The organism is Pseudomonas guineae (assembly GCF_900113745.1).
In the GTDB taxonomy this organism is placed as follows: domain Bacteria; phylum Pseudomonadota; class Gammaproteobacteria; order Pseudomonadales; family Pseudomonadaceae; genus Aquipseudomonas; species Aquipseudomonas guineae.
In genome coordinates this window covers 304222-324523 of sequence record NZ_FOQL01000002.1, presented here as the reverse complement: position 1 = coordinate 324523, position 20302 = coordinate 304222, and the positions used below count along the sequence as shown (strand labels likewise).

At 56.4% G+C, this 20302-nt stretch carries 14 protein-coding genes; 10 read left to right on the top strand and 4 right to left on the bottom strand.

Annotation, left to right across the window (positions count from 1 at the left end; genetic code table 11):
• Positions 1-111 precede the first annotated feature (111 nt).
• The 4 genes from BMZ32_RS10265 (at position 112) to BMZ32_RS10250 (ending at position 3766) form a co-directional block, all read left to right on the top strand.
• On the top strand, positions 112-966 hold the full coding sequence (locus BMZ32_RS10265; RefSeq protein ID WP_090241877.1) for a sulfurtransferase: 855 nt from the start codon (positions 112-114) through the stop codon (positions 964-966).
• A 233-nt stretch (positions 967-1199) separates the two neighbouring features.
• Positions 1200-1679 carry a hypothetical protein gene (locus BMZ32_RS10260; RefSeq protein WP_090241876.1) on the top strand — a complete coding sequence of 160 codons (480 nt, stop codon included), beginning with the start codon at positions 1200-1202 and terminating at the stop codon, positions 1677-1679.
• Positions 1680-1843: 164 nt separating this feature from the next.
• On the top strand, positions 1844-3079 hold the full coding sequence (locus BMZ32_RS10255; RefSeq protein WP_090241875.1) for an OmpP1/FadL family transporter: 1236 nt from the start codon (positions 1844-1846) through the stop codon (positions 3077-3079).
• Positions 3080-3148: 69 nt separating this feature from the next.
• Entirely contained in the window at positions 3149-3766 is a 618-nt protein-coding gene (locus BMZ32_RS10250; protein WP_090241874.1) for a response regulator transcription factor, read from the top strand.
• On the opposite strand, the gene BMZ32_RS10245 is transcribed toward BMZ32_RS10250, so the two are convergent.
• From BMZ32_RS10245 to BMZ32_RS10235, 3 genes are read right to left on the bottom strand one after another with little or no spacing between them, the layout of a single operon-like run.
• Positions 3735-5519 (bottom strand): hybrid sensor histidine kinase/response regulator, encoded by a 1785-nt coding sequence (locus BMZ32_RS10245; RefSeq protein ID WP_090241873.1) that lies wholly within the window; start codon positions 5517-5519, stop codon positions 3735-3737. The genes BMZ32_RS10250 and BMZ32_RS10245 overlap by 32 nt on opposite strands.
• Before the next feature lie 15 nt (positions 5520-5534).
• Positions 5535-6605, bottom strand: coding sequence for a lipase secretion chaperone (locus BMZ32_RS10240; protein WP_090241872.1), 1071 nt, complete (start codon positions 6603-6605; stop codon positions 5535-5537).
• Between the two features lie 48 nt (positions 6606-6653).
• Positions 6654-7583: an esterase/lipase family protein gene (locus BMZ32_RS10235; RefSeq protein ID WP_090241871.1), complete on the bottom strand. Its 930-nt coding sequence runs from the start codon at positions 7581-7583 to the stop codon at positions 6654-6656.
• A gap of 395 nt (positions 7584-7978) precedes the next feature.
• Here BMZ32_RS10235 and BMZ32_RS10230 point away from each other — a divergent pair, with 395 nt between their 5' ends.
• The 3 genes from BMZ32_RS10230 to BMZ32_RS10220 all read left to right on the top strand — a co-directional run bounded on the left by BMZ32_RS10230 (position 7979) and on the right by BMZ32_RS10220 (position 15516).
• On the top strand, positions 7979-9703 hold the full coding sequence (locus BMZ32_RS10230; RefSeq protein ID WP_090241870.1) for a putative bifunctional diguanylate cyclase/phosphodiesterase: 1725 nt from the start codon (positions 7979-7981) through the stop codon (positions 9701-9703).
• A gap of 61 nt (positions 9704-9764) precedes the next feature.
• Positions 9765-14588 carry a PAS domain S-box protein gene (locus tag BMZ32_RS10225; RefSeq protein WP_167376747.1) on the top strand — a complete coding sequence of 1608 codons (4824 nt, stop codon included), beginning with the start codon at positions 9765-9767 and terminating at the stop codon, positions 14586-14588.
• A gap of 1 nt (position 14589) precedes the next feature.
• A complete protein-coding gene (locus BMZ32_RS10220) occupies positions 14590-15516 on the top strand; it encodes a diguanylate cyclase domain-containing protein (RefSeq protein WP_090241868.1) in 927 nt (308 codons plus the stop codon).
• A gap of 142 nt (positions 15517-15658) precedes the next feature.
• Here BMZ32_RS10220 and katG read toward each other — a convergent pair whose 3' ends face one another.
• Positions 15659-17869, bottom strand: a complete 2211-nt coding sequence (gene katG / locus BMZ32_RS10215; protein ID WP_090241867.1) for a catalase/peroxidase HPI — start codon at positions 17867-17869, stop codon at positions 15659-15661.
• Positions 17870-18111: 242 nt separating this feature from the next.
• Here katG and BMZ32_RS10210 point away from each other — a divergent pair, with 242 nt between their 5' ends.
• From BMZ32_RS10210 to BMZ32_RS10200, 3 genes are all read left to right on the top strand, one after another.
• Positions 18112-18300, top strand: a complete 189-nt coding sequence (locus BMZ32_RS10210; protein WP_090241866.1) for a hypothetical protein — start codon at positions 18112-18114, stop codon at positions 18298-18300.
• A gap of 195 nt (positions 18301-18495) precedes the next feature.
• On the top strand, positions 18496-18996 hold the full coding sequence (locus tag BMZ32_RS10205) for a disulfide bond formation protein B (RefSeq protein WP_090241865.1): 501 nt from the start codon (positions 18496-18498) through the stop codon (positions 18994-18996).
• Positions 18997-19274: 278 nt separating this feature from the next.
• The gene (locus tag BMZ32_RS10200; protein ID WP_090241864.1) at positions 19275-20282 is read left to right on the top strand and encodes a TRAP transporter substrate-binding protein; all 1008 of its coding nucleotides are present in this window, start codon (positions 19275-19277) and stop codon (positions 20280-20282) included.
• Positions 20283-20302 lie beyond the last annotated feature (20 nt).

The window sequence follows — 20302 nt, the reverse complement described above, 5'->3', positions numbered from 1 at the left end:
AAGGGCCACGATGCAGCGTCTATTGATAGAAATTCCTCTGCACAGGCCATCTTGATCGCTAAAACCCAGGGTTATGATGCGCGCAGCCACTTTGCCCACAGGATGACTGACATGCCCCTCGCCCAACTGATCAGCGCCGCCCAGCTACAACAACGCCTTGATCAACCCGACCTGCTGATTCTTGATTGCCGCTTTGCGCTGGATGACCTGGCCTACGGCCAGCGCAGCTTCGCCGAAGGGCATATCCCCGGTGCGCAGTTCGCTGACCTAGAGCGCGACCTATCCGGGCCGATCCATAAAGGCATCACCGGCCGCCACCCGCTGCCAGAGCCTGCACAACTGTTGCAACGCCTGCGCCAATGGGGCCTGAACACACACAGCGAGGTGGTGCTGTATGACGACGGTCCCGGTGCGTTTGCTGCGCGGGCTTGGTGGCTGTTGGCCTGGCTGGGTAAACGTGACGGTGTGTACCTGCTCGACGGCGGCCTGAAAGCCTGGCGCGAGGCTGGCGGGGCGTTGACTCAGGACCTGCCGACGCCAGCGCCTGGCACATTTAACGGCAGCACCGATGCCAGCATGCTGGTCAGCGCGGCGCAGCTGCAACAACGTTTGGGCGATAGCCAACTGACCTTGCTAGATGCCCGCGGCCTGCCGCGCTTCAAGGGTGAAGTGGAGCCAATCGACCCAGTCGCCGGGCATATTCCTAGCGCGCAGTGTGCGGTGTTCACTGACAACCTCGACAGCGACGGCCACTTCCTCAGTGCGGCGCAACTGCGTCAACGCTTTGCCACGCTCCTCAGCGAACGTCCGGCCAACGAACTGGTGGCCTATTGCGGCTCAGGCGTAACCGCTTGCCACAACCTGTTCGCCCTGTCTCTGGCGGGCTACCCACTGGCCCCTCTGTATGCCGGTTCCTGGAGTGAGTGGATTACCGACCCTGCTCGCCCGGTAGCTACCGGCAACTAAAGCCCTGTGGCTGGCGGTGCTCGCAGGGCAACGCCAACCATTGCTTAGCATCAACTGGAATATAGGTAACAACCGAAAGCCGATAACATTTTAAAAACAGTCTTTTACATCAATAAGCTCACACTACACTTCAAGATAAGCGGCTAAACCCGCTCCCGGTGTGGCCTTGATCAAAAAAAAGCTAGAAGCTGCTAGCGCTCCAGCCCCATCGGCAATCTACTATCGAGGGCTTTATGGGAATTGCCGCCTGCGAGATAAGCCAATACGTCATCCGCCCTACCCTGCTCTACTTGGGTCGCCACTCCATCGCCGCCGAAGCCTTGTTGCTCGGCGCCGCTGCCAGCCAATCGGAGCTCGGTTCGGTCCTCGACGACAAACACGGCCATGGCCTTTATCGGATCACCGCACAACGCCACCAGCAGCTCTGGGATCAACATCTAGCGCTGGACCCCGAACTCGCCAGCCAGGTACGCGGCCTCGCCAGCCAGCATGCCTTTCTCGCCGCGCCGCACCTGGAGCTGACCGTCAACCTACGCTATGCAACGGCCATTGCTTGGATGCTGATTGAGGCCGATCACCGCGAACTGCCCGCGGCTGACGATCTGCTTGGCATGGCGCAGGTTTGGCGTCGAGTGTTCAGACCCCATGGCCGTAGCCAAGACTTTATCGCTGCCTGGCAACGCTGCATCGGCAGCCTCAGTCAGGTGGCCTGAAGCCGGAACAGACAAAAACAGTTGTCCGACAATCTGCTTGCAATTAGCAGAAGATAGCCACTATTTGACCGCAAAATCCGCTCTATCTCGGGAACTTCAAAGGCTTGGCAAGAGTCATGGAAAGTTGTTAGTTTCTGCCTCCCGCTAAAACCCAGGATTGCCCCGTGTCCAAAAGAGTCGTCCAGACCAGTCTGTTTCTTGCCCTTGCATCTGCCGCCAGCCATAGCTTCGCCGGTGGTTTTGCGATTAATGAACAAAGCGTCAGCAGCATGGGTACCGCCTTTGCTGGACGTTCCTCGTCTGCCGAAGACGCCAGTACCGTATTCGGCAACCCGGCCGGCATGGCGCGCATTAAGCGCGAACAAGTCAGCGGAGGTATTGCCCTGATCAATGCGAAAACTGATATCGATGACGCCAGCGGTGCCACCCGCGGCAGTAATGATGGTGACATGGTGCCGTTCATCGGCGCGCCCATGGGCTACTACGTCAAACCACTGGACGATAACTGGAGCTTCGGCCTGGGCTTGTACGTGCCATTCGGTCTGGTCACCGACTACGAGCGCAATTTCCAGGGTCGTTATCACGGCGACCGCAGCGAAGTACGGGTGATTACATTGCAGCCGACCTTGAGCTATCGCTTCAACGAACAGCTGTCGGTGGGTTTCGGTCCAACTATTAACCGTATTGACGGTGAGCTGACTTCGGCAACTCCAGGTACACGCGACGGTAAGGTCACCATCCAGGGCAATGACACAGCATTGGGCTTCAACCTCGGCGTACTGTTTGAGATCAATGAGCAAAGCCGTATCGGCATGACCTACCATTCGATGGTCGATTACACCCTCAAGGGCGACACACAGATTGAAGGCAGCGGCTTTGGCCCGTTCTCCGGCAGCAAGTTCGATACTACCCTTGCGCTAAAAACTCCGGAGTCAGTTGATTTTTCAATCACTCACGAGCTAAACGCCGACTGGACCCTATATGCCGGCAGTACTTGGACACGTTGGAGCCGCCTGGAAGAGATTCGCGCTGTAAACAAAGACGTACCGGCACCGCTCAACGCAAGAATTGGCAATATCGTCGAGCCGCAAAACTGGCACGACACGTGGTCACATGCCGTGGGCGCTGCCTATAAGCTAAACCGCCAATGGACTCTGCGCGCCGGCTTTGCCGTGGATCAGTCGCCTACCAACAACACCAACCGCTCGCCCCGTATCCCCACCGGCGACCGCAAAGTCTTCAGTCTGGGTACCGCTTGGAGCCCGAATGATGATGTGACCATCGATCTGGCCTACTCCTACCTAATGGAAGACGACACTACTATTGAACGGAGCGACTACCGCTCCACCTACAAGAACAGCGCTCACGGCCTGGGCACACAAGTGACCTACCGCTTCTAATTTAACCAGCGGTTTGGGTTACACTCGCGCGGCGCTGACAAGAATAAAAATGCCGCCTGAGACAGCCCCATGACTGCACTCTGTACTGCTCTGCCCGCACAGCTCAGCCTGTTGCTGGTGGATGACCACCAAATCTTCCTCGATGGCCTCAGTTTGGCCCTCGCCCCGCTCTGCGCAGATCTACAAATTCGCACCGCCGAATCCGCTGCTGCCGCCGAAGCTTACCTGCAACACGCCACCTTCGATCTGATTCTGCTGGACTTGCGGCTGCCCGACATGCCCGGACTGGAGTTGCTCCAGCGCTGGCAACAACAAGGCCGCATGACCCCGGTGGCGATTCTCAGCGCCAGCGATTCCAACCTAGATGCCCAGGCCGCGCTGGCAGCAGGAGCGCTAGGGTTTATCTCGAAAAGCGCCAACAGCGTCCTATTGCGCCAAGCCGTCACCCGCGTGCTGCTCGGTGAAACCCTACCTGCGCCGCAAGCAGACGATAAACCGCAGCTCACCCCACGCCAGTTGGAAATCCTCCAGTTGCTGGCCGAAGGTTTGCCGAACAAATCCATCAGCCGTCAGCTTGGTGTTTCCGAAGATACGGTGAAAACCCACCTAAAATCACTGTTTCAGGAGTTCGCCGTGCATACCCGTACTGCCTGTGTCAGTGCGGCGCGGCAACGGGGCTGGTTGTAACGGGCGTGGCCGCGGGCAACAACACCGCCAAGGCCTGGCGTAAACGAGCCGGTAGCAGGGGTTTGCCAAGTAACGTGACATGGGCGCGGGTGCAGCGTTCCTGCAGGTCTGCGCTGATGTCGGCGGTGATCAGTAAGGCCGGCAGCATCCGCCCGGCCTCTTCACGTAAACGCTCGATGGCGCGCAAGCCATCCTCAGTCGCGGCCAATCGATAGTCACTGATCAACACTTGCGGCTGGGCCTGCGCCAAGCACTGCAAGGCTTCTGCTGGGTTCGCGCATGGCCACACCGCACAGCCCCAGCGTTGCAGCAAACCAGCCAAGGCCTCACGTCCCGCCACATCGTCTTCCAACAATAACACCCGGCCACTCAAGACACTTACCGGCGCTGCGGGCGCCTGCCATTGCCCTGCTGCAGCCTGCGGCAGTTGCAAGACGAAGCGAGCACCCGCGCCTAGGCTTGAGTGCAGTTGAAGGCGATGGTCCAGCAGCTGTGCCAGTTGTTGGACGATAGCTAAGCCCAGGCCTAGGCCGCGCTCGGCATTGCGCCCGGGGTTATCCAGCTGACGAAATTCTTCGAATACCTGGCCCTGCTGCGCTTCACTCAGGCCTTGGCCATCATCACCGACTTCAAGCTGCACCTCACCCTGCTCCACATGCGCATGCAGCCAAACATGCCGTGCCTGAGCATGGCGCAACGCATTGCTAAGCAGGTTGCGCAGCACCCGTTCAAGCAACAGCGGATCACTGCACACCCAGAGTTGCGGGCATTGCATGTGTAACTCAATACCCAAGGCGTCTGCCTCAGCCCGAGTTTCTCCGCTTAACCGCGCGAGCAGAGGGCGTAAGGCAAACACCTCCAGCTTTGGCTGAACGCCGCCAGGTAAGGTCAAGCGGGTGTAATCAAACAGCGACTGCAACAACCGACTGAGCTGTTCTACGGCAATGACTAAACGACTGCTGATGCGGTGCACACTGGGGTCTTGGTTTTGCTCTAGCAGATGCTGGGCATACAGACCCATGGCATTCAACGGTTGGCGCAGATCATGGCTAGCAGCTGCCAACAAACGCAGCTTGCGAGCATCGTCAGCTTCAGCGCGCTGCCGCGCTAAATCAAGCAAGCGCAGATTCAGCCAGGCTCCACGTTGGCCGTGCTCCTGCAAGTACGCCCCCACACTGCCAATCACATTAGCGCACAGCAAAAACATTCCCTGATAGCCCAGCGCCACGCTCCCGCCCGTACCGACATAACCCAGCAACAGGAAAAAACCACATAGCCCCCAGGAGGCCAGGCTCACAGCTCGAAACGACACACCCAGCAGCACATAGCCAAATAGCAACACCAAAAATAGCCCGTCATAGGGCATGGCCACGCCTTGGCTCCAACACAGGTGAATGATCAGCGCAACGCAGGCCCCATTCAGCCCGTAGGCCGTCACATAAGCCCACAAGGTACGCCGCGCCGGGCTTTGCGCCCGGCGGCAGTATAAAAAAACCAACAGCGCAATCCCTATGCCGAACACTCGCACTGGCAACAAGACAAGGCTGATAGCCGGGTCAAACAGCAGCAGGTCTAGAGTGGTGTAGACCAGCTGAAAGATCACGGCGGTACTGATGATCAACAGCAGGCGGCGACGAATACGCTGCACCCGGTGCTCAACAAACTCATCTTCTAGTACATCGCTAAAGCGCAGGCCGCGATAACCTCGGCGCTGCTGCATGAGCAGCAACGACTCCTGCTGGTCGAGGGTCATCGTCGAATTCCGGCGCTACAACCCAGAAAGCGAATTGTCCTGCTGTTTGGCGGCAATGGCGTCATAGGTTTCCACCCTGTGCTGATCTTCTGCGCTGAATAAACGCTGACGCAAACGTTGCTGCTCACGCTGCTGATCCGCAGCACTAAGGCCATCGCCCTGCAAGCCTGCAAGCTCCTGTAGGTAAGTGGCATAACGTTGTTGCCAGACGCGCTCGTTGCGCTGCTCGCTCAGCAAGCGCTCGACCGTGGGCGGATCATAGGTCAAGGCAAGGAGTTGACGCACCTGCTCTTCAGTGGCGCCCTCATGCCAGAGCTTCTCACTTTGTATTTGCAGGGCTTGCGCCTGAGTTTGGCGCGCCTCGCTGGCGCGCATCACCTCGGGCAGCTGAGCGCGTAACCGTTCTTGAGCCAACGCCTTGCCTTGCTCGCTCAAGTCATCACGGGCCATCAGAGCCAGATTTTCGAGGGTGTAACGGCCATACGCTTCTTCAGCGCCAAACAAGGCTTCGGCCGCCGCGCTGGAGAAGTGCGTCCGACGCAACTGCGCGAGCTGCTCGAAGGCTCGCTGGAGAGTGATCAGCTGGCCATCGGGTGAGCTTTGCTGAGCGGTGCTCAGGGGTTGCTGCAGCAGCGCCAGGCTGGCGCGCTTGTAATCCATGTAGTCACCCAGCAGGCCAATGAACTGACCCAACGCCGGCTCTGGCAAGCGTCCGCGCGCATCGGCCAGCATGGTTTCCACCACAACCTCCAACCCGGCCTGATCAGCGGCGCTGAGGAAGTAATCCAAATAATCACGCAACGCCAGGCTCAGCTGCAGATTACCGGCGCTGTCTGCTCTGAGTTCGCCGTCCACTTCGGTGCCCTGTAAACCCGGCAAGCTCGCAGGCACGCGAACGGGTGCAATGCTTAGCTTTATGGCGGGCAACAAAGGGCTAGGTGCAGCGGAGGCAGGAGCTGTTACAGCAATCGGCGCGGCAGATGTTACGGGTAACGCAGCAGCGGGCCACTGCCAATAAAGCGTAAGACCGGCAACGCTGCCGGCCAGTACCAAGAGGGGAATAGTTGAGCGCAACGATAGGGCCATGGGGCCTCCAGAATGCGGGCTACAGAACGCAGCCCACTGGCAGGAAGGTCAGACGCCTTTGTTTTTCAGGCGATTGGCGTGCTGGCGATACAACGAAACCGGCTCGGTCCAGCCACGGATACCAAAAAGATGGTTGATCGCATCCACGTGGTTCATGTTGTAGCCATCACCGATCACCTGACCGAGATAAGAGGAGCAAACACCGACCAAGCCATCGTTTTTCTCGCTACCAAAGGCCAAACCTGTGATTGCCAGGAACGGATCGACCGCATCGAAGACGTTGGTGTAGGCGGTATTACCGGTCCAGGAAAAGTAACGAATGTTGTAGCCGCGCACGTTATGCACTTCGGTGGATTTGGCGCAGTAGCTGCTGTTGTTCACACCCCACGGATGACGGCTGTTCAGGTCGGCAGTACCAGCGGTGGTCAGCGTTTTCAGCGCGGCCAAGCCATCCTGTGAGTTATTACTACCCGACAGTAAGTTGATCACTCCGCCAATAGCATTGGCCAGCCCATTGGCGCCGCCTTCAATAGCGCTGTTTGCTGGGATTATCCCGCGTAATACGTCGGCTACTTTAGAACCTTTATTGACGCCGTTGACCGAGGTAACCGAAGCCACCAGATCTGGGCGCAGTGACGCAGCTACGCGCGAAGTTGGCGAACCCTGGCTGTGGCCAATCAGGTTGACCTTGCCGCCATTGGCACCAGCCCAGGGCACAATCTGCTGAGCCAGCGCCGCGCCGCGCTGCTCACTGTCATTGAGCGCCGAAACGCTGGCCACATAAACCTTGGCGCCATCGCGTTCGAGGTTCCAGGGAATGGTATGAAAATAGTTAATCAGACCGCCGATGGTGTCGAAACCGGTCACCCCATGCACCAGTACGATCGGGTATTTGGTCTGGGTGTAGCCAGCGGCCTGGGCTTCGACTGCACCGACCAGTGCAGCAGCAGCGAGAGCAGTGGTGATAACACGACGCATGGGTGCCTCCTTATTTTTATTGTTGGCACGCCGGCAAACTGCGTCCGGCGCAGCATCAACTCTAAGGAACCGCCAAGTGCAGGGCTATCGCCCAGATGGGTGAGCGGCGCTGAGCGCCTTAAAACCTATCACCGGTTCAAGCGTTGACCCGCCATTGATCCCCACGCAAGACTGACCATCGGTAGCTGATAAGCCATGCTTAAAGGCCGACCTTCATCCCGCGCTGTAACAGCCAATGCGCTAGGTTTTTTATCTGTGCTACCTGCGGCGCGAGAAGTGCGGTGGTATAAATGCGCAACCGCTTAGAGCATGGGATCGAGACGTGCCGGAATCATCTGGCCCTTACTCATCGACTAGCCTCTCTGGCAGAAAAGGATCCTCTGGAGTTCTGTAATATGGTTGAGGAAACGCACACAGCCCTGCCCACTGTCTTGATTGTCGACGATCAGCCAAGCGATCTGCTGGTGCTTAGTCAGGCAGTGCAGGGCATGGCAGATATCCATATCGCCAGCAATGGCCATATGGCCCTTGAGGTTGCAAGACGCTGCCGCCCCGATCTGATCTTGCTCGACATCCAAATGCCCGGTATGGACGGTTTCCAACTTTGCCGGGCGATAAAGGCTGACCCCAGACTGTGTGACGCCGCCATTCTGTTTGTCACCGCACAAACTCAGACAGAATATGAAATCAAGGCACTGGAGCTCGGCGGCATCGACTTCATTGAGAAGCCACTGAACATCCCGGTTGTTCAGGTACGCGTTCGCGCCCACTTAAATCTGCGCAAAGCGGCCAAGCGCCTGGCCTATTACGATGAGTTGACCGGGCTACCGAACCGCAGTCTATTGCAAGATCGTACCGAGCAAGCCTTACACAAAGCGCAGCGAGACCAGAGCAAAGTGGTCTTACTGATGTTGGACCTAGACAACTTCAAAAGCATTAATGACTCGGTCGATCATGCGATCGGTGACGCGGTGCTGTCAGAGGTTGCTCGCCGCCTAACTCAGTTTTCACGCGGGGTCGATACGGTAAGCCGGCGCGGCGGCGACGAGTTCGTAATGCTGCTGTCCGAGGTGACCCGCCTGGATGCCATCAGCGACTTCGTGGAGCGAGTTCTGGAAGTCATCGCCAGCCCGATGTACATCGATGACAAGCGCTACGACATCACTGCCAGTGGCGGCGTCAGTGTATTCCCGGATGACAGCCAAGACTTTGCCTCGCTCTACCGCCATGCTGATACCGCCATGTATCAAGCGAAAAAGCTCGGACGTAACCGTTACCGCTTTTTCTCTCAGGGCCTTGAGAACATATCGCGAGCACGCCACCTGCTCGAAGGCCATATGCGCAGGGCTTTGGAGCAAGGGGTGTTCGAAGTCTTTTATCAAGCCAAATACGATGCGCGTAATCAGAGTATCTGCGGCATGGAGGCGTTGGTTCGCTGGCGTAAACCTGATGCCACGCTGGTCTCGCCAGCAGAGTTCATCCCCCTTGCGGAGGAAACCGGGCTGATCATACCGATAGGCCGCTTCGTCCTGATGCAGGCGTGTAAAGACGCTAAGTGCCTGATGAATTTGGGCTTAAACGTGCCCGTTAGCGTGAATATCTCGGCGATCCAATTCCGCGAAGAGGCCTTTCTGAGCATGGTCAAAAATGCCTTGGAACAAAGCGCCCTTCCCCCCTCAATGCTTGAGCTGGAAATTACCGAGAGCGTGCTGGCCCACGACATTAAGACGGCCAGTAACGTACTCAACGAACTCAAGGCTATGGGCGTTCATATTGCTATCGATGACTTCGGTATCGGCTACTCCAGCCTGACCTACTTGAAGAGCTTGCCTATTGATGTGCTGAAGATTGACCAGAGTTTTGTCCGCGACATGCTGGCCGATAGCAGTGACGCCGCAATTATCGAGGCCATTGTAAATATGGGCCTAGCGCTAGGCCTAGCATTGATTGCTGAGGGGGTCGAACTGCAGGAGCAGTCAGACAAACTCCTGGCCCTCGGCTGCTGCATCATGCAGGGTTTCCTCTACTGCAAACCGATGCCATTTCAGGCGCTGTGCGAATACCTGCAAACATCAGCGTTAATATTGCCCAGCGTGACTGAGAACCATAACGCCCAATAACAAAGGCATGCTTTCCTTGAAGAAAATCAGCTCCCGCCATGCAGCCTTATTGAGTGTACTTGTGCCCCTCGCTGTCGGTCTGGCGCTGAGCATACTGACTGCAAACTGGCTGCAAAACAGCAATGAACGTCATGCTCAGGCGGCCTTACAGCAAGTAACCGAAGAGAAAGCCGATGCTGTGTTTAGGCGTATGCGACTCTATCAATATGGCTTGCGTGGAGCACGAGGGGCGGTTGTGACCCTTGGCGAACATGACATCAGTCGTCAGCTTTTTTCCAATTACAGCCAGACCCGTGACATAGATCAGGAGTTCCCAGGTGCACTGGGCTTTGGCTTTGTGCGCAGAGTGTTGCCGCATGATGAACCCGCGTTTATCCAGCAAGCACGCAGCGACGACAAAGCCGACTTCAATATTCGTCAACTAGCGCCCCATGCTGGTGAGCGCTATGTAATCCAATACATTGAACCTCAGGCGCGCAACCTCTCAGCTATCGGCCTGGATATTGCCTCAGAAAAGAACCGTCGTGACGCTGCGTTTAATGCGTTACGAACCGGCACCGTTCAACTGTCGGGGCCTATCACGCTGGTGCAAGCTTCTGGCAAGCCGTTGCAATCTTTCCTCATTCTTCTGCCGATTTACCGTACCAATGCCACCCCTGAAACTGAAGAAAAACGGCTGGAACAAGGCTTCGGCTGGAGTTATGCCGCGCTGATCACTGAGCAAGTTCTCAGTGGTTTACCGCTCAGCACTAAAAATGTTGACCTGCGTTTGCGCGATGTAACCGACCCTGAAAATCCCGTGCTGTTTTACGAAAACAATCTGCAAGAAAACCAATTGACTGATCGCATCAATAGCACGTCAATTAGGGAGGTTTTTGGGCGTCGCTGGGAAGTCAGCCTGATTGCCCACCCCTCGTTTATCCAAGGTCTATACCAAACTTCTCCGCAATGGGTGCTTGCTTTCGGGGTTCTGCTCAGCGTGTTGTTGGCCGCATTAAACGCTGTTTTCGGCGCCAATCGTCAGCACCGACGTCAGGTTATTGCCGAACAAGCTAAACAAGCGGCCATCGTCGAAAGCTCACGCGACGGCATCATCGGTAAATCGCTCGAAGGCATTGTCACCAGTTGGAACAAGGGCGCTGAACATATTTTCGGTTTCAGCAGTGACGAAGCCGTGGGTAAAAGTCTGCTTGAGCTTGTCGTACCGGAGGAGCTTGTAAGCGAAGAAATTAATATCCTAAAGCGCATTAATGCCGGCGAGTCGATTGAGCACTATGAAACCTATCGCCGCCGCAAGAATGGCAGCCTGGTCGAGGTGTCAGCGACTATTGCACCCATTTTCGATGAGCAGCACCGGATCATTGGCATTTCCAAAACAGTCCGCGACATCACCCAACAGAAAGCTGCGGAGTCGGAAATCAAGGGGCTTAACGCCAGCTTGGAAAAACAGGTAGTGGCGCGAACCCGCGAACTCAATGAGCTCAACACCTTACTCAATACCGTGCTGGACTCGGCCTCCGAAGTGTCGATGATTGCCACCGACACTCAAGGCCTGATCACCCTGTTCAACCATGGCGCAGAACGTCTCCTGGGCTATAGCGCAGAAGAAATGATCGGCTTACAAACCCCCGCCCTTATTCATCTGCCCGAGGAAGTACAGCAGCGCAGCACGGCGCTCAGTCAGCACTATGGCCAAGCCATTGAGGGCTTCCGGGTCTTTGTCCACGTTGCTGAACTAGAAGGCGCTGAAGTTCGCGAATGGAGTTATGTGCGCAAGAACGGCTCCCCCCTCACCGTGACCTTGATGGTAACCACCATGCACGGTATTGACGGCGAGTTGGTTGGCTACCTCGGTATCGGCATTGATGTGACCCAGCGTAAAGCGGCAGAAGCTGAACTGGAGGCCAGCCTAGAGATTACCCGAGCGGTTTTGGACACTGCACCCAACCCTGTAGTGACCTTGGATGCATCTGGGCGAACTCATACCCTCAATCCTGCAGCCGAATTGGCATTCGGTCTGAATGCCAATTCAAATGAGTACTTCTTGCCCGACCTGCTCAGCCCTGCTTCGCGGGAACGCTTGCACGAACTGATTGCGCATGCCACAGCTGGAGAGCGTGACCATACCAAGGTGTCAGCAGAGCTGATTGGGCGGCGAGCGGATGGGTCTGAGTTCCCGGTGCAACTCTCTGTCGGCTCAATGCATGCCGGTAAGCAGCTGCTGGTCTGTGTGATCACCGACCTCAGCCAACAAATGCTGCTGCGCAAGGAACTCCTGACCGCCCGCGACCAACTCTTAATGGCGGCTGACGCAGCAGAGTTAGGGATTTGGTCATTGACCCTGACCGATAACAGCGTGAAGTGGAATGAGCGTATGTACGAGCTGTTTCAGCAGCCACTCTCGCTGCGCGAAACAGGTCTTACCTATGAGCACTGGCTTTCGCGGGTACACCCCGAAGATGCGGCGATGGCGGTTGCAAAACTTGAAGCCGCTATAGCTGGTAGCGGAATTTTCGATCCGATCTTTCGTATTATTCGGCCTGATGGCACCACCCGCACAATTCAAGCTGGAGCACGAATAGAAACGGATAACAGCGGTAAACCAATCAAGGTCACCGGCGTCAATCGCGACATCACACTCCAGCACGAGTTGGAAACATCACTACGGTTAGCCAAAGAACAAGCTGACACCGCTAGCGCGGCCAAGAGTGCCTTTCTTGCCAATATGAGCCACGAGATTCGCACGCCATTAAATGCGGTGCTGGGCATGTTGCATTTGGTGCAGGGAACCGAACTCAGTCAGCGTCAGCTCGATTACATACAGAAAGCCTATGGCGCATCCCAGTCTTTGCTGGGCCTACTCAACGACATTCTTGACTACTCCAAAATCGAAGCGGGCAAGCTGCAACTTGACCTGCACCCGATTCAACTGGAACCCTTGATGTGTGATCTGGCGGTGGTGCTAGGCGGTAACCATGGGCAGAAAAACGTTGAGGTGATGTTTGACCTCGATTCAGCGCTGCCGGAAGTCTTAATTGGTGACAGTCAACGGCTGCAACAGATCCTGATTAACCTGGCGGGTAACGCCCTCAAATTCACCGCTGAGGGTAACGTCATTGTCAGTCTGCGCCAGCTCGAACGCAGTGACGCGCGGGTTAAGGTGCGCATTGCCGTCAGTGATACGGGCATCGGCATCAATGATGAACAGCTCGAGCGTATTTTCGAAGGTTTTTCCCAGGCAGAAGCATCCATCAGCCGTCAGTACGGCGGCTCTGGCCTGGGGTTGGCGATCAGCACACGGCTGATCAACTTGATGGGCGGTGAACTACAAGTGGACAGTCAGGTGGGTGTAGGCAGTCGCTTTTGGTTCGATCTCGAGTTTGCCATTACCGAACACCCCCCATTAATAGCGGCTTGCGCTGTCATCGAGAAAAAGCTGCACGTTCTAGTGGTTGACGACAATGCAGTGGCGCGCGAGCTGCTCGTGCAAATGAGCATGGATCTCGGCTGGTCTGTCGAAGCGGCTCATGACGGTAACCAGGCCCTGACCCAAGTCAGGGAAGCAAATGCCCAAGGACAACCCTTCGATCTAATATTGATGGACCTGCTAATGCCGGGTATTGACGGCCTTAACGCCGCCCGACTTGTGCGTGACTCAGCCGGTGATACGCGCCCGCCTCTTGTGGTGATGGTGACCGCGCATGGCCGTGAAGCCTTGGCTAATAGCGAACAGGAAGCGGATACGCCCTTTGCCGCATTTTTAACTAAGCCAATAACTCCCAAACAATTGGCCGCCACCGTCACGCGCGTTATCAGGGGGGTGCCGCAGAGCCGTATTACGCCTGATTACCACGTTTCCAAACGCCTAGAAGGCCTTCGTCTTTTAGTGGTTGAGGACAATCAGTTGAACCGCCAGGTGGCTCAGGAACTGCTGATGGGTGAAGGCGCAGAAGTATGCCTGGCTGAAGGCGGCCAGGAGGGTGTAGACACCGTTATAGGTACGTCAGGACTGTTCGATGCGGTGTTGATGGATATCCAAATGCCCGGTATCGACGGACTTGAAGCCACACGGCTGATTCGTCAAGACCCCCGTTTTGTTGACTTACCCATCATCGCCATGACGGCCAATGCATCGCCTGCGGATCGTGCAGTCTGTCTTTCAGCCGGCATGAGCGATCACATCGGCAAACCCATCGATCTAGAGAAACTGGTAGCCGCCCTGCTGCACTGGTCGGGAAGAGTTGTGCCAGAAAATCCTACGATTAATCAATCCTCAGGTGCGGTCACCGAGAACAGCGAGGCCGTACTGCGCCGCTTTGGCGGCAATCTTAAACTGCTGCGGCGCATGCTCAGCAACTTCGAACCGGAAATGCACAAGCAGCTGCAGTTACTTAATTCGCATGCAACCCAGGGCGACGTAAAGGCTGTATTGGCTCAGCTGCACATGCTCAAAGGCAGCGCTGGGACTATGGGGGCACAGCAACTAGCAGAAAAAGCAGCTGAGGCTGAGCAGAAAATTCAGGGACTCACTTCAGCATCTGCAAGCGAATTTCTGGCGCGCCGTGGCTGGCGGGATGAGTTAACTGAGGTGCTCAAACAGAGCCTTGTTGAACTTCACCTGGCGTTTCTCGGCCCAGAGCAAACCGAACCGAGCGCTGCTCTGCGAAAGCCCACTGCCCTATGGCAGGAGGCGTTGCGCAACATCCTCAAACTGCTCGCGGCCGGTAACTTGCAAGCAATTGAGCAGACCGAAGCCCTGGTACATGACATCCCTCGGCAGTGGCAAAGCCACTTTGCCCAGTTTTGCCAAGCGGTCGACTGCTTAGATTTCCCCAGCGCGAGCGTGCTGGGTGATGAGCTTCTTAAGCTTGCTCAAGAGGATTGATATGAGTTTCTGGATAGAGCATTACCAGGGGCGCCCTAAATTGCTGGTGGTCGACGATCAGCCCATCAATATCCGCATTATCAATGAGCTGTTTCGCGCCGATTGCGACATGCATATGGCCACTCATGGCGAACAGGCCATCGCGACCAGTAAAACCTTGCAGCCCGACCTGATTCTGCTCGACATCATGATGGAGGGCATGGATGGACTTGAAGTCTGTCGTCGCCTGAAGAGTGACTCGACTACGGCCGCCATCCCGGTTATCTTCATCACCGCCAAGAGCGAAGAAAACGATGAGGCCTTGGGGTTGGAACTCGGTGCCGTTGATTACATCAGTAAGCCGCTGAATTCAGCCATCGTCAGGGCGCGGGTCAAAACCCATCTAACCCTTAAGCTTCAAAATGACTATCTCAAGGGCCTGGCCAGCCTGGATGGTCTGACTGGTATTCCAAACCGCCGGGCCTTTGATGTACGCCTTACGCAAGCTTGGAACCAAGCCTGCCGTGAAGGTGGGACGCTGTCCTTGATGATGATCGATATCGACTACTTCAAGCGCTATAACGATCACTTCGGTCACCTGTTGGGTGATCAGTGTTTACGTCAGGTGGCCGAAACTATCGCGCAATCGGTCAACCGCCCTTATGACATGGCCGCGCGCTTTGGCGGCGAAGAGTTCGTCTGCATTTTGCCGGATACCCACCTGCAAGGCGCGCTGACATTGGCCAAAAAAATCCAGCACAGCATCAGTCAACTCGCTATCGCTCACCCTGCATCCGCAGTGAGTGAGCAGCTCACGCTCTCTATCGGTATCGCGAGCCTAATGCCCAGGATCGGCAGCGAGCCGACGGAGCTGATTGCCTTAGCGGATAAACAGCTCTACCAAGCCAAGAACAATGGTCGAAATCAAGTTCACTGCCCACCTGATTGAGCGGCGTGGTATCGCACGAGATAAAAGCCACAACACCGCGAAGCACTAGTTGCGCGCACAAAAAAGCCGCAGTCTGATCAGGGAAAACCCTTAATCAGGCTGCGGCTTTGGTTTTACCCCCGTACGGGGTTAGGCGTGATGATTAAGCCAGATCAAAGCGATCCAAGTTCATCACCTTATCCCAAGCCGCGATGAACGCGTGGACGAACTTCGCCTGGGCGTCGCGTGCGGCATAGACCTCGGCCAACGCGCGCAACTGCGAGTTGGAGCCAAACACCAGATCCACCTGGGTACCGGTCCACTTCAAGTCGCCGCTATTACGATCACGGCCTTCGAGTACGCCTGCGGTTGCGGTCGTTTGCCACTTGGTGCCCATATCGAGCAAGTTAGCGAAGAAGTCGTTACTCAGGGTTTCCTGGCGCTTGGTGAACACACCATGCTGAGCTTGACCGACGTTGGCATTCAGGGCACGCATGCCACCGACCAGCACGGTCATCTCTGGCGACGTCAGTTCCAGTAGTTGTGCCTTGTCGATCAATATCTCGGCCGCGACGCTTTCATAACCCTTTTGGGCATAGTTGCGGAAACCATCGGCCTTAGGCTCCAACGCTTCGAAGGAGTCCACATCGGTCTGCTCTTGGCTGGCGTCGGTACGGCCTGGCGCGAACGGCACGACAACATCAACTCCGCCCTTTTTCGCCGCCGCTTCAACCGCCGCTGCACCAGCGAGGACGATCAGGTCTGCGAGGGAGATTTGCTTACCACCCGTTGCAGCTGCATTGAAGTCCTTTTGAATGGCTTCCAGCTTAGCCAGCACCTTGGCCAGCTCAGCGGGTTGGTTGACTTCCCAATCCTTCTGCGGAGCAAGGCGAATACGCGCACCGTTGGCACCACCACGTTTGTCGCTACCGCGGAAGGTCGAAGCCGAGGCCCAGGCAGTATTAACCAGTTGCGCAATCGACAGGCCGCTGGCTAACACGTTGGCTTTTAGGCCAGCGATATCTTGAGCATCAACCAGCGCATGCTCGACAGCCGGAACCGGATCTTGCCAAATCAGCTCTTCTGCCGGCACCAGGGGGCCGAGGTAACGCGAACGCGGGCCCATGTCACGGTGAGTCAGCTTGAACCAAGCACGGGCGAACGCATCAGCAAACGCCTCTGGATTCTGATGGAAGTGGCGCGAGATTTTCTCGTAGACCGGATCCATACGCAGCGAGATATCAGCGGTAGTCATCATCGGTGGGTGCTTCAACGCCGGGTCATGGGCATCGGGAATCAGGTGCTCGGGCTTGCAGTCGATAGGCGTCCACTGGTGCGCACCGGCTGGGCTCTTGGTAAGCGCCCACTCGTATCCGAACAGCATGTCGAAATAACCGTTGTCCCACGTAGTGGGGTTAGGCTTCCATGCACCTTCGATACCGCTGGTGGTGGTGTGTACGCCTTTGCCGCTGGCGAACTTGTTAATCCAGCCTAGGCCTTGCTCTTCGATGCCGGCCGCTTCTGGCTCAGCGCCAACCAAGGTTGGATCACCGGCACCATGGGCTTTACCAAAGGTGTGGCCGCCGGCGACCAGAGCCACGGTTTCTTCATCATTCATGGCCATACGGGCGAAGGTTTCGCGCACATCGCGGCCCGAACCCAGTGGGTCAGGGTTGCCGTCCGGACCTTCTGGGTTGACGTAAATCAAGCCCATCTGCACGGCGGCCAGTGGGTTCTCCAGATCGCGCTCACCGGAGTAACGGCTGTTGGGTTTGTCGCTGGTGGCCAGCCATTCCTTCTCGGAGCCCCAGTAGGTGTCTTCTTCCGGCTCCCAGATGTCTGGACGGCCGCCGGCAAAACCGAATGTTTTGAAGCCCATCGATTCCAACGCGACGTTACCGGTGAGCACAAACAGGTCAGCCCACGACAGCTTGCTGCCGTACTTCTGCTTGATTGGCCAGAGCAGGCGACGCGCTTTGTCGAGGTTGCCGTTATCTGGCCAGCTGTTGATTGGCGCAAAACGCTGATTACCACTGCCTGCACCACCGCGACCGTCTTGAATGCGATAGGTACCTGCTGCGTGCCATGCCATACGGATCATCAGACCGCCGTAGTGGCCCCAATCTGCTGGCCACCAGTCTTGGGAGTCGGTCATAAACGCGTGCAAATCCTTGATTACAGCATCCAAATCAAGGCTCTTAAATTCATCGGCGTAGTTGAAGCCAACACCCATAGGGTCAGACTTTGAAGAGTGCTGCTGCAAGATTTTCAGGTTGAGCTGGTTCGGCCACCAATCGGCGTTCTTCGGTGCGCCGCCAGACACGCTATTTTTACCCGCGCCACTAGAAAATGGGCACTTCGCTTCGTTTGACATGATTCACTCCTGTTGTATTCACCTACCGTATGCACATAGCTTGGTAGTTAGGTCGTAAACGAGCCAATAGCATTTCGGTATGAGCGTTATAGGCACCATTGAGTATGGTCCCAGATTGCTAACGCCGTAGCTGCAAAACAGCAATAAGATGTGTCTCACGCGCAGTCGAATAGCTTGCAGTCCAGCACCTTAAATCACCAACGTCAGCGACGCTCTATTTCACCGAAAAAGGTCCTTAGCCCATGCCGCAATCGCCCACCAACAACGTCAGCGACGACGATGTGCTGGCCTACATGAACCGCCAATTAGGCTCTGGCCGAGTAAAACCCAGCGTGCTGGTGAGCCTGACGCAAAAGACCTTTACCGATGTCAGCCATGAGCGCATCGTCCAGTGTTTTAACCAGCTCGAGTCATCGCTGCTTAAGCGCTGACTCGGTTCGATGATGGCGTCGATGACTCGAGGAAAATGACTGCGGATCAATCTGGACTTGTTTGCCTATTCACTGGCGATCATCCTTAAGCTGTTGGCGCTCTACCTGGATAGATCGTCCAGGGTTGCAACTTAAGCCTGCGCCTGACGGCACAGTATCTGCCTGGCCAACGCGCCATGCCTTTCGGAGATTCAGATGCCCCGCGTTACATCACTCAAGCCCCTGCTCGCCCTGATCGCTCTCGCCTGTTTCGCCATGCTCGGCGGTGCATTGCTGTTGCAGCATCTGTCCGGTTGGGAGCCCTGCACCCTGTGTATCCAAATCCGTCTGTGGCTGCTGTGTGGCGGCGTTATCAGCCTGCTGATCCTGGCGCTGGAAGCCCTCGACCTGCGCTGGCTGAGCCTTACGTTATGGCCGTTGCTGCTGGCGGCAAGCGGCATGGCGGTCTATGACAACACGCATTTGCTGTTGATCGAGACTGGCGTATTGGAAAGCTCCAGCTGTTCCCCCTTCCCCTTTTATGCCTTCTACCTTCCGCTTCATGAATGGCTGCCCAGCGTGTTTATGAGCGCCGGTGTCTGCGGGCAGAACGACTACAGTATTTTCGGTCTAACATTCACCGCCTGGACCCTGCTCAGCGTCGTTCTGCTACTGACCTTGTGCCTCTTCACGGCCTGGCGCGGTATTCGTCGCTAACGATAGGCACGGGCGCTCCCTCGGGTAAGCGCCCTTTAAATAAGCGGATTTCTGCTTATCTCCGCGCCAAAATGGCGATTTCTCGCCAAGCACTGTGCGATCGTTCATGCGTTTTCCGCGCTCTCAAGCCCTCTAGCACCTCTACCGCTCTGGCATAAGCATTGCGATACAACCCTGGCATTGCTCACGCAATGCAGTGACCGCCGTTACGCGTCAGATTGCTGAACAGCATCGACAAGCCGTCACCACAACCACATAAGAAAAACAGGGACATCGTTATGTTTAAGTCGATCTGCGCTATCGCCGCTGGCAGCCTACTGCTGGCGTCTGCCACGGTTCAAGCGGCCAGCGATAAGGGAACAATCGTGATCAAGTTTGCCCACGTGGTGGCAGATAGCACGCCAAAGGGCCAAGGTGCATTGCTGTTCAAAAAACTCACCGAAGAGCGCCTGGGCGATAAGGTAAAAGTCGAGATTTATCCGAATTCCACACTTTATGGGGATGCCAACGAACTCGAAGCGCTGAGCAATAACGAGGTGCAACTGCTGGCACCGTCGCTGGCCAAGTTCGAGAAATACACCAAGCAATTACAAGTCTTCGACCTGCCCTTCTTGTTCGATGATCTAGCCGCCGTCAATCGCTTTCAGAAACGCGCCAAAGGCCGCCAGCTACTGCGGTCTATGGAAGACCACAACATCGTCGGCCTGGCCTATTGGCACAACGGCATGAAGCAATTATCTGCAACCAAAGCGCTGCGGGTGCCGAGCGATGCTGCCGGTTTGAAATTCCGCATCCAGCCTTCCACTGTGCTCGAGGCGCAATTCAACAGCCTTGGCGCAACTCCGCTGGTGCTGCCTTTTGCCGACGTGTTTGATGCGCTGAAAAGCGGCAAGGTGCAGGGTGCAGAAAACCCCTGGTCAAACATCTACAGCAAACAACTGCATAGCGTGCAGCCGTTTATCACCGAAACCAACCACGGCGTGCTCGACTACATGCTGGTGAGCAATCCGCGTTTTTGGTATGCCATCCCGCACCAGATCCGTATGCAACTAGAAGGGATCATCGACGAGGTAACCTTTGAGGTGAACCGCCAGGCCGAAGCGGCCAACCAAGCCGACCGCGAGCGCATCGCCGCTGCCGCCGGCACCCAGGTGATCGCCCTCAACGATGAACAACGCAACGCTTGGCGCAACGCCATGCAACCCGTATGGCAGCAGTTCGAAGGGGTGATCGGCGCAGACGTAATGAAGGCCGCACAAACGGTTAACCGCAATAAAAGCAACTGAACCCACCTACTCGTCAGCCG

What these genes read in the sequence shown, in the direction of transcription:
- BMZ32_RS10210 (WP_090241866.1), top strand. Translation starts at nt 18,112, where the DNA reads ATGCCGCAATCGCCCACCAACAACGTCAGCGACGACGATGTGCTGGCC.
- BMZ32_RS10260 (WP_090241876.1), top strand. Translation starts at nt 1,200, where the DNA reads ATGGGAATTGCCGCCTGCGAGATAAGCCAATACGTCATCCGCCCTACC.
- BMZ32_RS10235 (WP_090241871.1), bottom strand. Translation starts at nt 7,583, where the DNA reads ATGCGTCGTGTTATCACCACTGCTCTCGCTGCTGCTGCACTGGTCGGT.
- BMZ32_RS10245 (WP_090241873.1), bottom strand. Translation starts at nt 5,519, where the DNA reads ATGACCCTCGACCAGCAGGAGTCGTTGCTGCTCATGCAGCAGCGCCGA.
- BMZ32_RS10220 (WP_090241868.1), top strand. Translation starts at nt 14,590, where the DNA reads ATGAGTTTCTGGATAGAGCATTACCAGGGGCGCCCTAAATTGCTGGTG.
- BMZ32_RS10250 (WP_090241874.1), top strand. Translation starts at nt 3,149, where the DNA reads ATGACTGCACTCTGTACTGCTCTGCCCGCACAGCTCAGCCTGTTGCTG.
- BMZ32_RS10200 (WP_090241864.1), top strand. Translation starts at nt 19,275, where the DNA reads ATGTTTAAGTCGATCTGCGCTATCGCCGCTGGCAGCCTACTGCTGGCG.
- BMZ32_RS10240 (WP_090241872.1), bottom strand. Translation starts at nt 6,605, where the DNA reads ATGGCCCTATCGTTGCGCTCAACTATTCCCCTCTTGGTACTGGCCGGC.
- BMZ32_RS10230 (WP_090241870.1), top strand. Translation starts at nt 7,979, where the DNA reads ATGGTTGAGGAAACGCACACAGCCCTGCCCACTGTCTTGATTGTCGAC.
- BMZ32_RS10205 (WP_090241865.1), top strand. Translation starts at nt 18,496, where the DNA reads ATGCCCCGCGTTACATCACTCAAGCCCCTGCTCGCCCTGATCGCTCTC.
- katG (WP_090241867.1), bottom strand. Translation starts at nt 17,869, where the DNA reads ATGTCAAACGAAGCGAAGTGCCCATTTTCTAGTGGCGCGGGTAAAAAT.
- BMZ32_RS10265 (WP_090241877.1), top strand. Translation starts at nt 112, where the DNA reads ATGCCCCTCGCCCAACTGATCAGCGCCGCCCAGCTACAACAACGCCTT.